Raw genomic sequence first — 11,638 nt, forward strand, 5'->3', positions numbered from 1 at the left:
CGCGAGGGTCAGCAGCCCGGACAGCAGGCGGTGCAGACACGCAGCAGGTCGACGTGGATCCGCCCCACGAGGAGCACCGTCGTCGCCGCCACGAGGGTATGTCTACCAGATCGATGGACATAACCGTCAATAGGCGTCCCAAACACCGGGATCAGGTCCGGAGGGCGCCGGCGTGCACCGTGGCCGCCGAGACCGCGGCGCCCAGCAGGAACAGGCCCGCGCAGGCCGTCATCGCCACCGGGTAGCCGGCCCCGAACACCTCCGGACGGGCGTAGTCGGCGCCCGAGAGCCCGACGGCGACCGGCAGGGCGGCCACCGCGAGCAGCTGTGCGGCGCGGGCGACGGCGTTGTTCACCCCGCTGGCCACCCCGACCAGCGCGTCGGGCGCGGCGGCCAGCACCGTGGCGGTCAGCGGCGCCACCGTCGTCGCCATGCCGAGCCCCTGCAGGAGCGAGCCGGGCAGGACGGCGGTGGCGTAGGACGAACCGGCGTCCACCCCGGCCAGCCACAGCGTGCCCGCCGCGGTGATCAGGGGGCCGACGGTCATCGGCAGCCGCGGGCCGATCCGCGTGGCCAGCGCACCGGCGCTCGGGGAGAGCAGGGTGATCAGCAGGATCGACGGGAGCATCGCCGCTCCGGCGGCGGTGGCGTCCCAGCCGAGCACGGTCTGCAGCTGGAGGACGAGGAACAGCGACGAGCCCCCGAGCCCCCCGTAGACGGCGAACGTGGCCAGGTTGGCGCCGGTGAACGTCCGGCGGGCGAACAGGCTCGGGGGCAGCAGGGGGTCCGGCGTCCGCCGCTCCCGGAGCACGAAGCCGACCCCCGCGAGCAGCCCCAGGACGGCGCCGGCGACGACGTCGGCGCGCACCGGGTCCGCACCGGCCGCGATGAGCGCGTAGGTCACCGCCCCGAGCGCCAGCGCGCCCAGGGCGGCCCCCGGGAGGTCGAACCGCCCGGGGGGCCCGTCGGCGCGGCTCTCCGGGATGCGCCGGCCGGCCACCGCGAGCACCAGCGCGGCGAGCGGGACGTTGAGCAGGAACACCAGCCGCCAGGAGCCCGCGTCGACCAGCACGCCGCCGAGGAACGGCCCGACCAGGCCGGCGATCCCGCCAAGCGCCGACCACAGCCCGATCGCCCGGCCGCGGTCGGCCGGGCGGAACGAGGCCTGGATGAGCGCCAGGCTGCCCGGGGTCAGCAGAGCGCCGCCGGCGCCCTGCAGGACCCGGGCGGCGACCAGCTGCCCCGGTGAGACCGCCAGCCCGCACAGCAGGGACGCCGCGGCGAACCAGCCGACTCCCACGAGGAAGACCCGCCGGCGGCCGTAGCGGTCGCCCAGGGAACCGCCGAGCAGCACCAGCGCGGCCAGCGCCAGCGTGTACCCGGTGACCGTCCACTGCAGCGCCGCCAGCGAGGCGTCGAGGTCCGCGCCGATGGCCGGAAGGGCGACGTTCACCGCGGTGGCGTCGAGGAACGCCATCCCGGAGGCGAGCACGGTGGCCAGCAGCAGCCAGCGGCCGCCCGCCGTCCCCAGTGCGAGCGGCGGCGCGGGGGAGCTGCCGCCGGCCACGTCGGCTCAGCCGACGACGAGGTGGGTGAGGAAGTAGGCCACCGCGGCCACTGCACCGGCAGCCGGGAGGGTGACCACCCAGGCGACCACGATGTTGCCCGCGACGCCCCAGCGGACCGCCGACAGCCGCCGGGTCGAGCCCACGCCCATGATCGACGTGGTCGTGATGTGGGTCGTGGAGACCGGCACGGCGAAGACCGTCGCCGTGGTCACCATGACGCCGGAGGCGACCGTCTGGGCGGCGAAGCCGCCGGCGGGGGTGAGCTGGATGATCCGCCGCCCGAGGGTGCGCATGATCCGGAAACCGCCGGCGTAGGTGCCGGCGCTCAGTGCGATGGCCGCGGCGAGGACCACCCACAGCGGAACGGTGAAGTCGTCGATCTCGCCGGCCGTGAACAGCGCCAGGGTGATGACGCCCATGGTCTTCTGCGCGTCCTGCAGGCCGTGGCCGAGCGCCATGGTCGCCGAGCTGACGATCTGCGCGTAGCGGAAGCCGCGGTTGGCGCGGGAGACGTTCGCGCCCCGGAAGGTCCACAGGATGGCCAGCATGAACAGGTAGCCCAGGCCGAACCCGACCAGCGGCGAGACGACCATCGGGACGACGACCTTCTCGAGGACGCCGTCCCACTGGACCGAGTGGGCAGCGGCCACCGCGGCGCCGACCAGCCCACCGATGAGCGCGTGCGACGACGACGACGGCAGCCCGAACCACCAGGTGATCAGGTTCCAGACGATCGCGCCGATCAACGCGGCGAACACGATCATCAGCCCGTCGGCGCCCTCGGGCGGGTCGATGATCCCGGCGCCGACCGTCTTGGCCACCTCGGTGGAGAGCAGGGCGCCCACCAGGTTCATGACCGCCGCCAGCGCGAGGGCCACCCGGGGGGTGAGGGCCTTGGTGGAGACGGCGACGGCGATCGCGTTGGCGGCGTCGTGGAATCCGTTGGTGTAGTCGAAGGCGAGGGCGACCAGGACGATGACGACGAGGGCGACGAAGGCCGCGTCCATGCCGGGTCAGGACTCCTTGACGGTGATCGTCTCGACGACGTTGGCCACGTGCTCGAAGGCGTCGGCGGCCTCCTCGAGCTGGTCGGCCACCTCCTTGAGCTTGAGGATCTCCAGCGCGTCGAACTCCCCGCTGTAGAGCCGGGAGAGCAGTCGCCGGTAGAGCTTGTCGGCCTCGTTCTCGATCCGGTTGACCTCGATCCAGTACTCGGAGAGGTCCTTCATCGTGCGCAGCCGCGGCATCGCCTCGGCGGTGGTCTGGGCGGCCCGCTGGAGCAGCGCGGTCTGCTGGCTCATCTCGGCCGGCAGGGTGCCCAGGCCGGTGAGGATGACCAGGTCGGCGGCGGCCTCGACGAAGTCCATGACGTCGTCCAGGTCGCTGGCCAGGTTGTAGATGTCCTCGCGGTCGAACGGGGTCACGAAGCTGGAGTTGAGCTGCCGGAAGATCGCGTGCGTGGACTGGTCGCCCACGTGCTCGAGCTCGCGGAGCTTGTCGGCGAGCTCGGCGCGGCGGGCGTGGTCGTGGATGAACTCGCTCAGCACGTCCGTCGCCGCCACCAGGTTCTGGGCGGAGGCGGTGAACAGCGGGTAGAAGCTCGAGTCCTTGGGGGTCAGGCTGAAGGGCACGCGTTGGCTCCGGTTCGGGTGGGGATTTCCGGTCGCCCGCCGCCTGGGCGGTCGCACGGCCGTCGGGCAGCATAGGTGCCCGTTCACGCACCGTTCATCCAGGCGTCACGCGTGTGCGGCGTCGCCTTCCTCACCTGCGAGCGCGTCGACGAGGTCGGCGCGGGCCCGGGCGACCCGGGAGCGGATGGTGCCGACCGGGCAGCCGGCGACCTCCGCCGCCTCGGCGTAGGGCAGCCCCAGCAGCTGGGTGAGCACGAACGCCTCCCGGCGGTCGGCCTCCAGCCGGGCCAGCAGGTCACTCACGACGGCGCCCTCGCCCACCCGGTCCGCGACGTCGGCGCGGTCGAGCACCTCCAGGTCGGCGTCGTCGCGCACGAGGGTGAGCCGGCGGCGCCGGCGGGAGCGGACGGCGTCGGCGCAGACCCGCCGGGCGATCGACAGCAGCCAGGTGCGCAGCGAGGACCGGCCCTCGAAGCGGTGCAGGGCGCCGAACGCCCGCAGGTAGGTCTCCTGCGTCAGGTCGTCGGCGGACTGGCGGTCGCCGAGTGCGGCGCACAGCCGCCACACGTCGGTCTGCGTGGCGCGCACCAGCGCCGCCGCGGCGAGGGGGTCGCCGTCGACGGCGGCCGCGGCCAGCCGCTCCAGTTCCTCCACGTGCCCATCCTCCCGGGGACCGCCGTCCGGACCGATCCCGAAAAGAGGGGAACCAACGGGGCCCGGGCGACGACTACCCCATCATGCAGTGCACCCCCTATCGCGAGGCGTTGTCCGCGCGACTCGACGGCGAGTCGCCCGGGATGCCCGCCGCCGAGCTCGACGAGCACCTGGCCGCGTGCCCGGCGTGCGCGGGCTGGGAACGGACGGCGGAGCTGGTCACCCGGCGCGCCCGCCTCGCCCCGGCGCCGGTGGTGCCCGACCTCACCGCCACCGTCCTCGGGGCGCTGCCCCGGGAGCTGCCCGGCACCGCCGCGGCCGCCCGGGCCCGGCTGACCGCCTCGGCGCTGCGGCTGGCGCTGCTGGCCCTCGGCGTCGCGCAGGTCACCCTCGCCTGGCCGTCGCTGACCACCGGCGCCGCCGCGATGAGCGCGCCGACGCACATGGCGCACGAGACCGGCGCGTGGAGCCTGGGCGTCGCGGCCGCCTTCCTCGCCGTCGCGGCGGCACCGCGCCTGGCCGCCGGCGCGCTGCCGTTCCTCGGCACCTTCGTCGGGCTGCTCACCGTCCTGACCGTGGCCGACCTCAGCGCCGGCCGCGTGCACGCCGACCGCGCGGTCACCCACGCCCTGCTGCTCGCCGGCGTCGCGTTGGTCGGCACCGTGGCGTGGCGCGGCCGCCGGCGGCGGACCGTGCCCGCCGTCGCCCGCGAGCGGGTGCCGGCGTGAGCCGCCGCCGCACCGCGTGGCCGCTGCTGCTGCTCCTGCTCGGCGCCTGGCTGGTCGCCGGCGTGGGCACGGCCTCGCCGGCCGCCGCCCACGCCGAGCTGGTCAGCACCGACCCGGGGGAGGGGGCCCGGCTGGAGCAGGCGCCGGCCGAGGTCACGCTCACCTTCACCGAGGGGGTCTCCCTGGGGGCCGGCTACGCCCGCGTGCTCGACGCCGCGGGCGAGCGGGTGGACGCCGGCACCGCGACCGTCGAGGGCGCCGCGGTGGTCATCCCGCTGCGCTCGGACCTCGGCGACGACGGCTACCTCGTCACCTACCGCGTGGTCTCGGCCGACTCGCACCCGATCTCCGGGGCCTTCTCGTTCGTGGTCGGCGACGGCGAGCTGGTGCCCGCGGGCACGGCCGGCGACGGCGCCGACACCGACCCGGTCGTCGCCTCGCTGCTCCCGGCCGCCCGCTGGCTGGGCTACGCCGGGCTCGCGCTCGGCGTCGGCGTGCCCGTGCTCCTGGTGGTCGGCTGGCCGGCCGGCTGGCGCTCGCCGCGACTGCACCGCCTGGTCGCCGGGGGGCTGGTCGCGGTCGCCGCCGGCGCGGTGCTCACCTTCGTCCTGCAGGGGCCGTACGCGGCCGGCAGCGGCCTGGGCTCGGTGGCCGACCCGACACTGCTGGGCGCCACGGCGTCCACGGGCAACGGCGCCACCCTGCTGCTGCGGGCCGCGCTCGCCGTCGCGCTGCTGCTGGAGCTGCGGCCCGCCTGGCGCCGGGGGGAGGCGCCCCGCCCGTACCCCCTGGCGGTCGCCGGGGTCCTCGCGCTGGCGCTGGTGCTGGCCACCGCGGCGGTCGGGCACCCCGTGGCCGGACCCTGGCCCGCGCTGGCCGTCGTCGCGGCGACGGTGCACACCGCGGCGATGGCGGTGTGGCTGGGCGGGCTGGTCGGGCTGCTGGCCGGCGTCCTCCGCGAGGACGCGCCGGCCGACGAGCTGGCCCGCGTGCTGCCGCCGTTCTCCCGGCTGGCCGCCGGCTCGGTGACCGCCCTGGTGGTCAGCGGTGTCGTGCAGGCGGTCCGGGAGGTCGGCGCGCCGACCACCCTGGTGACGACGACCTACGGCTGGGTGCTGGTGGCCAAGCTCGCGCTGGTGCTGCTCCTGCTCGCCGCGGCCGGCATCTCGCGGGTGTGGGTGCAGCAGCACCTGGGCCTGACCCGCCCGCGCCCGGCCGGACACCGCCGGGTCACCGCGCACGCCTTCGCGGCCGGCGCCGGCCCGGCCGAGGACCCCGCCGTCGAGTCGGCGGCCGGTGCCCGCGCCGAGGTGCAGGCCGCGGCCGCCGGCGCCGAACGGCCCGCGCTGCGCCGGTCGGTGCTGGCCGAGTTCGTGCTCGCGCTCGTCGTCCTCGGGCTGTCCTCGGTGCTGGTCGGCACTCCGCCGGCGCGGGCCGCGGTGGCCCAGCCGGTGGACGTGACCGAGCCGCTGGAGACCGCCACCGGGACCGAGGGCAGTGTCCAGATCTCGGTCGACCCGGCCACCGCGGGCCCGAACACCCTGCACGTCTACTACTTCGACGAGGCCGGGCAGCTCGCCCAGCCGCTGGACATCCGGGTGTCGGTCACCGAGCCCGCCCAGGAGATCGGCCCCATCGAGGTGGGCCTCGAACCCGCTGGGCCCGGCCACTACGTCGGCGACGGCATGGCCGTCCCCGGCCCCGGCACCTGGACCCTCGCGGTCACCGTCCGGGTCGACGAGTTCACCGCCAGTACAGCCAGCACCACCTTCCCCGTCCGCTGACCCCGCACGACCCCGATCCGACAGGAGACCTGTGTCCACATCCCTGCCCCGGCCGCTCGCCCGGCTGGGCGTCGTCGTCCCGGCCGTGCTCGTCGCACTCGCCGCCGCCGTCGCCGGAGCCGGCGTCGCCTCGGCCCACGTCACCGTCTCCTCGGCCGACGCCGCCCCGGGCGGGTTCGGCAAGCTGACCTTCCGGGTGCCCAACGAGAGCGACACCGCCAGCACCGTGGCGCTGCGCATCTCCGTTCCGGAGGAGTCGGCGCTCGCCTCGCTCCGGGTGCAGCCGATCGCCGGCTGGACGGTCACCATGACCACGTCGGACCTCGCGACGCCGCTGGAGAGCCACGGCGAGCAGATCACCTCCTACGTGTCGGTCATCGAGTTCCGCGCGGTGGACGGCGGCGGCATCCGGCCCGGCGAGTTCCAGGAGTTCGCGCTGTCCGGCGGGCCGTTCCCCGAGAGCGGCGAGCTGACGTTCCCGGCGGTGCAGACCTACAGCGACGGCACCGAGGCCGCCTGGATCGAGCCGACCGTCGACGGCCGGCCCGAGCCCGAGCGCCCCGCCCCGGTGCTCGCCCTGGCCGGTGGCACGTCCGGCAGCGCCGGCGCCACCGAGCCGGCATCGAGCGGCGGCGACACCGCCACCTCCAGCGACGGTGACACCGCCACCTCGAGCGACGGCGACACCGCGTCCTCGACCGAGTCGGTGGCCGACGAGGGCTCGAGCACGGGCACCGTGGCGCTCGTCCTCTCGATCGTCGCCCTGCTGCTGGGCCTCGGCGGCGTCGCCCTCGGGCTGCGGGCGGGGCGTCGTACCGTGTCCTCGTGACCCCGTACCGTCGCAGCCGGCTGGCCGCCCTGGTCGTCTCGACCGGGCTCGCGCTGGCCGGCTGCGGCGGCGCCGCGGCGGAGGAGTCCGGGGGGCACGAGCACACGGCCGGCGCCGCGACCGTCGAGGGCCCCGAGGACCGCTACGCCGGGATCGACCTGGTCGATCCCTACCAGCGGCCCTCGTTCACCCTCACCGACACCGCCGGCCGGGCCTACGACTTCGCCGCCGCGACCGCCGGCACGCCGACGCTGCTGTTCTTCGGCTACACCTCCTGCCCCGACATCTGCCCGGCCACGATGGCCGACGTCGCGGTCGCGCTGCGCGGCCTGGACCCGGCGGTCGCCGAGCGGGTGCAGGTGGTCTTCGTCACCACCGACCCGGCGTTCGACACCCCCGCGGTGCTCGGCGAGTACCTCGGGCGCTTCGACGCCGACCTGCCGAACCGGTTCGTCGGCCTGACCGGCGACCAGGCCGCCGTCGACCAGGCCCAGCTGGCCGCGGGCGTGCCGCTCGCCGAGGACGCCGGCCGGCTGCACTCCTCGCTGCTCCTGCTCTACGGCGCCGATGACCGCGCGCACGTGGCCTTCGACGCCGGCAACACCAGCCGCGACATCGCCGGCGACCTCACCCAGGTGGTCGGGGCGTGAGCCGGGCGCTCGCCCGGTCGCTGGTCGTCGTCCTCGGGGTGCTGGCCACCCTGCTGGTCGCCGGGCCCGCGGTGGCGCACGTGGGCGGCGGGGCCGCGGGCAGTGACTTCGACGCGCGCGTGCTGGCGGTCGAGCCGGCGGTGCCGGGCGTCGAGGTGCGGGTGCTCTCCTTCGGCGACGAGTTCGAGGTGGTCAACACCACCGCGGCCGACGTCGAGGTGCCCGGCTACTCCGAGGAGCCGTACCTGCGGATCGGGCCGGACGGCGTGTGGCGCAACGCCCACAGCCCGGCCACCTACATCAACCTCGACCGCTACGGGCGGACGGCGCTGCCCGCGCACGCCGACCCCGCGGCCGAGCCGGAGTGGGTGCAGGTCTCCACCGAGCCGCAGTACGTCTGGCACGACCACCGCACGCACTGGATGACCGAGGGCGCGCTGCCCCCGGCGGTGGCGGCCGCGCCCGACCGCGCGCACGTCGTCTCCGAGTGGGTGGTGCCGCTGGCCCACGGCGGTACGGAGGTGGCGGTGCGCGGCGAGCTCACCTGGAGCCCGCCGCCGTCACCGTGGCTGGTGTGGCCGCTCTACGCCGCCCTGGTGCTGGCCGCCGTCGCCGCGGGGCTGCTCGCCCGGGGACCGCGGCCGCTGGGCGCTCTGCTGCTGGTCGGAGGGGCCGCCGCGCTGTGGCACGCCGCGGCCACGCCGGAGCCGGCCGCCAGCGTCTCCTCGCACGCCGGCGCGATCGTCTCGGCGCTGCTGCCGGGGCTGACCGCCGTGCTCGTGGCCGGAATCGGGTTCCGCGCCGCCCGCCGGGGCCGCGGCGCCATGACCGGGCTGCTGGCCGTCGTCCTCGGCTGGCTCATGCTGGTGCAGGGGCTGCCCGACGTCGACGTGCTGTGGACCGCCCACGTGGTCTCCGCCGGTCCGGACCTCCTCGCCCGGGCCGCGGTCGCGGTGCTCGTGGCGCTCGGCGCCGGCTGCGTGGTCGGCGGGGTCGCCGCGACCCGCCGGTTCCGCGAGGACCGGCATCCGCACCGACCGGCCGGCGCCTCGCTGCCGGTCGGCTGAGCCGGCGGCCGCCCCCCTTCAGCTGCGGTTGCCCGGTACCGGGTGCAGGTGGCCGCGCGCGGCGAACAGCTCGTTGGCCCGCTCCAGGTCGGCCTCGAAGTCGACCTCCACGGCGGGGAAGCGGGAGATGTCCAGCGGCCGGATCCGCAGACCCTCGGTGAGGATGGCCGTCTCCATGCCGCGCTCGAAGTAGTCCTGCGCGGCGCAGGCGGCCAGGTGCTCGATCAGCACCGGCTTGTCGGCGGCCGACACGTAGTTGATGCCCACCGCCTCGCCCAGGCCGCCGACGACGGTCTTGGACAGTTCGGCGATGCAGCCGTCGGCGTCGAGGGTGTACTTGACCTCCTCGTCGGCGACGGTCGAGGTGTCCACGCACACGAAGCTCTCGTCGGCCCGCAGCGCCGGCAGCGCCATGTCCAGCACCGCCGGGTCGAAGACGACGTCGCCGTTCAGCCAGAGCACCCCGCCGTCGCGGGTCGCGCGCAGGGCACGCAGCAGGCTCTGCGAGGTGTTGGTGACGGCGTAGTCGGGGTTGTAGGCGAACCGGACGTCGGTCGCCGCGGCCATCACCCGGGTGGCCTCGAACCCGACGACGACGGTGACGTCGACCGCCGGGCCGAGGACCGAGCGCAGCCCGTCCAGCTGGCGCTGGAGGATGCTGCGGCCGTCGTGCAGCGGGGTCAGCGGCTTGGGCCAGGGGCGGCCCAGGCGGGTCCCCATCCCCGCGGCGAGGATGACCACCTGCACCGGCTCGGTCCGGGCCCGCGGGGCCGGGACGGCGGGCAGCGTGCGGGTCAGGCCTCCGGTCGCGGCGCGGTCAGCGAGCACGGTCGTCCCCTCCTCGGGTCGTGGTGACGGTCCCCGGGGCGGACGCCGGGACGATCAGGTCGAGGACGCGCTCGGTGGCGGCGCCGTCCTCGAGGTGGCAGAAGGTCTCGCGGAACCGGGCGTAGCGCTCCGCGTACCGGGCGCTGACCGCGTCGAGGTCGGCGAGCGCGTCGACGAGTTCCGTGCTGGTCGACAGCAGCGGCCCGGGGGCGACGTCCTCCAGGTCGAAGTAGAACCCGCGCAGCTCGTCGCGGAAGTACTCCAGATCGTAGGTGAGGAAGAGGATCGGCCGGCCGGTGATGGCGAAGTCGAACATGGTCGACGAGTAGTCGGTGACCAGGACGTCGGCGCCGAGGTAGAGGTCCCGGATGTCGGGGTGGCTGCAGACGTCGCGGACCGGGGAGCCGTCCACGATCTCCAGCCGGTCCATGACCATGTTGTGCAGGCGCAGCAGCAGCACGTGGTCCCCGCCGAGCCGGGTGGTGAAGTCCTCGAGGTCGACGGGGAACTCGAAGTCCTGCGGCCCGGTCTTCTGGAACACCAGGTCGTCGCGCCACGTCGGCGTGTAGAGGACGACGGTCTGGTCGTCGGTGACGCCGAGGTCGGCCCGGACGGCGGCCCGCACCCGGTCCCGCTCGGGGCTGCTGAGCAGGTCGTTGCGCGGGTAGCCGGTCTCGTGGATCACGCCCCGGTAGCCGAACGCCCGCCGCAGCCGCTCGGTGCTGGCCGCGTTCGGCGACAGCAGCAGGTCCCAGCGGGCGATGTCCTGCTCCAGGTAGGCCAGCCGGCCCTCCGGCGCCCAGCGGACGTCGTTGTGGATGCGCTTGAGCGGCGTGCCGTGCCAGGTCTGCAGGTAGGTGGTGCCCGGCCGCTTCTCCCAGTCCAGCGGGATGTGGTCGTTGGAGATGACGAGGTCGGCCTGCTCCAGCGCGGCGATCGACTCCGGGCTGCCGAAGGGGACGGTCGTCACGTCGGCGGGGAAGGTCGCCTGCGTGTGCGGCGCGGACAGCCAGGTGTGGGTGGCGTCGGTCCCGCGCGCGAGCAGGGCCTCGTAGAGGGCCCGTGGGCTGTCGGAGAAGTGGCCGCGGAAGGCCACGTAGACGATCTTCACTTCGCACCGCCCGTGGGGAGCAGGTCGCCGGCCGACCGGCGGGTGAGGACCGGCAGCAGCAGGTCGGCCAGCTGCGGCCAGGAGTCGACGACGACGAGCACGCCGGCGTCGGTGAGGGCAGCGGCGCGCTCGGCCCGCTCCGCCTCGGGGACGAACAGCAGGTTGCCGACCGTGGGACAGCCCGCACGCACCGCGGAGAGGGCGCCGGGCACGGAGTCCTCGACGGCGAGGCCGACCTCGGGCGCGATGCCCAGCTGCTCGCAGGCGTGCAGGTAGACGGCGGGGTCGGGTTTGCCGGTGGGCACCGGGAGGGAGTCCTCGGCGCTGAACCGGACCGCCGGCGGGATCAGCTCGTCCAGACCGGTGGCGGTGAAGCAGGCGGCCAGCCGGGTGAGCGCGCTGGAGCTGACGGCGGCCGGCCGCAGGTGGGCCGCCAGGGCCGTGAGGGCCTCGGTCGTCGGCCCGTGCGGGGTGAGCGTGGCGCCCAGGTGGGCGGTGACCGCGCGCTTCTCCTCGGCGACCCACGGCTCGACGTCGACGTCCGGGCGCCCCGCCTCGGCGGCCAGCCGGCGGGACGTCGTCCGGAAGTTCATGCCCGTCGTCGCCAGCCGCAGCTCCTCGGCGGTGAAGCGCAGGTCCACGCCCAGGGAGGCCAGGAACGCGTTGGTGACCTCCGCCGAGGCGACGAAGGCCGGTTCCTCCGAGGGGAACAGGTTGCCGTCGGCATCGCAGAGCAGGGCCTCGAGGCGCGCGACGAGCGGCTCGGGGAGGGCGGGCATCGAGGGAGT

The 11,638-nt window shown here is 75.4% G+C and carries 12 protein-coding genes; 5 read left to right on the plus strand and 7 right to left on the minus strand.

Annotated features, from left to right (window positions below; genetic code table 11):
- Positions 1 to 151: 151 nt before the first annotated feature.
- From MY520_RS07195 to MY520_RS07210, 4 genes are all read right to left on the minus strand, one after another.
- Complete coding sequence (locus tag MY520_RS07195; RefSeq protein ID WP_436691399.1) at positions 152 to 1,567, minus strand: DHA2 family efflux MFS transporter permease subunit; 1,416 nt, start codon at positions 1,565 to 1,567, stop codon at positions 152 to 154.
- A gap of 6 nt (positions 1,568 to 1,573) precedes the next feature.
- On the minus strand, positions 1,574 to 2,575 hold the full coding sequence (locus MY520_RS07200; protein ID WP_436691400.1) for an anion permease: 1,002 nt from the start codon (positions 2,573 to 2,575) through the stop codon (positions 1,574 to 1,576).
- Between the two features lie 6 nt (positions 2,576 to 2,581).
- Entirely contained in the window at positions 2,582 to 3,199 is a 618-nt protein-coding gene (locus MY520_RS07205) for a DUF47 domain-containing protein (RefSeq protein WP_436691401.1), read from the minus strand.
- Positions 3,200 to 3,304: 105 nt separating this feature from the next.
- Positions 3,305 to 3,853, minus strand: a complete 549-nt coding sequence (locus MY520_RS07210; RefSeq protein WP_436691402.1) for a sigma-70 family RNA polymerase sigma factor — start codon at positions 3,851 to 3,853, stop codon at positions 3,305 to 3,307.
- Positions 3,854 to 3,936: 83 nt separating this feature from the next.
- Here MY520_RS07210 and MY520_RS07215 point away from each other — a divergent pair, with 83 nt between their 5' ends.
- Genes MY520_RS07215 through MY520_RS07235 form a run of 5 tightly spaced genes read left to right on the plus strand, consistent with a single transcriptional unit; the run spans position 3,937 to position 8,911 of the window.
- Positions 3,937 to 4,581 carry a zf-HC2 domain-containing protein gene (locus tag MY520_RS07215; RefSeq protein ID WP_436691403.1) on the plus strand — a complete coding sequence of 215 codons (645 nt, stop codon included), beginning with the start codon at positions 3,937 to 3,939 and terminating at the stop codon, positions 4,579 to 4,581.
- The gene (locus MY520_RS07220) at positions 4,578 to 6,365 is read left to right on the plus strand and encodes a copper resistance CopC/CopD family protein (protein WP_436691404.1); all 1,788 of its coding nucleotides are present in this window, start codon (positions 4,578 to 4,580) and stop codon (positions 6,363 to 6,365) included. The genes MY520_RS07215 and MY520_RS07220 overlap by 4 nt, the downstream gene beginning before the upstream one ends.
- Positions 6,366 to 6,396: 31 nt before the next feature.
- A complete protein-coding gene (locus MY520_RS07225) occupies positions 6,397 to 7,194 on the plus strand; it encodes a YcnI family protein (RefSeq protein WP_436691405.1) in 798 nt (265 codons plus the stop codon).
- The gene (locus MY520_RS07230; protein ID WP_436691406.1) at positions 7,191 to 7,844 is read left to right on the plus strand and encodes an SCO family protein; all 654 of its coding nucleotides are present in this window, start codon (positions 7,191 to 7,193) and stop codon (positions 7,842 to 7,844) included. The genes MY520_RS07225 and MY520_RS07230 overlap by 4 nt, the downstream gene beginning before the upstream one ends.
- The gene (locus tag MY520_RS07235; protein ID WP_436691407.1) at positions 7,841 to 8,911 is read left to right on the plus strand and encodes a hypothetical protein; all 1,071 of its coding nucleotides are present in this window, start codon (positions 7,841 to 7,843) and stop codon (positions 8,909 to 8,911) included. Before MY520_RS07230 ends, MY520_RS07235 begins: the two co-directional genes overlap by 4 nt.
- Before the next feature lie 18 nt (positions 8,912 to 8,929).
- Here MY520_RS07235 and MY520_RS07240 read toward each other — a convergent pair whose 3' ends face one another.
- Genes MY520_RS07240 through MY520_RS07250 form a run of 3 tightly spaced genes read right to left on the minus strand, consistent with a single transcriptional unit; the run spans position 8,930 to position 11,629 of the window.
- Positions 8,930 to 9,739: an NTP transferase domain-containing protein gene (locus tag MY520_RS07240; protein ID WP_436691408.1), complete on the minus strand. Its 810-nt coding sequence runs from the start codon at positions 9,737 to 9,739 to the stop codon at positions 8,930 to 8,932.
- Positions 9,729 to 10,850 (minus strand): CDP-glycerol glycerophosphotransferase family protein, encoded by a 1,122-nt coding sequence (locus MY520_RS07245; protein WP_436691409.1) that lies wholly within the window; start codon positions 10,848 to 10,850, stop codon positions 9,729 to 9,731. Before MY520_RS07245 ends, MY520_RS07240 begins: the two co-directional genes overlap by 11 nt.
- Positions 10,847 to 11,629, minus strand: coding sequence for an HAD family hydrolase (locus tag MY520_RS07250; RefSeq protein WP_436691410.1), 783 nt, complete (start codon positions 11,627 to 11,629; stop codon positions 10,847 to 10,849). The genes MY520_RS07245 and MY520_RS07250 overlap by 4 nt, the downstream gene beginning before the upstream one ends.
- Positions 11,630 to 11,638: the final 9 nt, after the last annotated feature.

The sequence above is a fragment of the Geodermatophilus sp. CPCC 205506 genome, from assembly GCF_051383635.1.
Classification (GTDB): domain Bacteria; phylum Actinomycetota; class Actinomycetes; order Mycobacteriales; family Geodermatophilaceae; genus Geodermatophilus.

Coding starts and splice junctions, on each gene's coding strand:
- MY520_RS07200 (WP_436691400.1), bottom strand. CDS start 2,575: ATGGACGCGGCCTTCGTCGCCCTCGTCGTCATCGTCCTGGTCGCCCTC.
- MY520_RS07215 (WP_436691403.1), top strand. CDS start 3,937: ATGCAGTGCACCCCCTATCGCGAGGCGTTGTCCGCGCGACTCGACGGC.
- MY520_RS07250 (WP_436691410.1), bottom strand. CDS start 11,629: ATGCCCGCCCTCCCCGAGCCGCTCGTCGCGCGCCTCGAGGCCCTGCTC.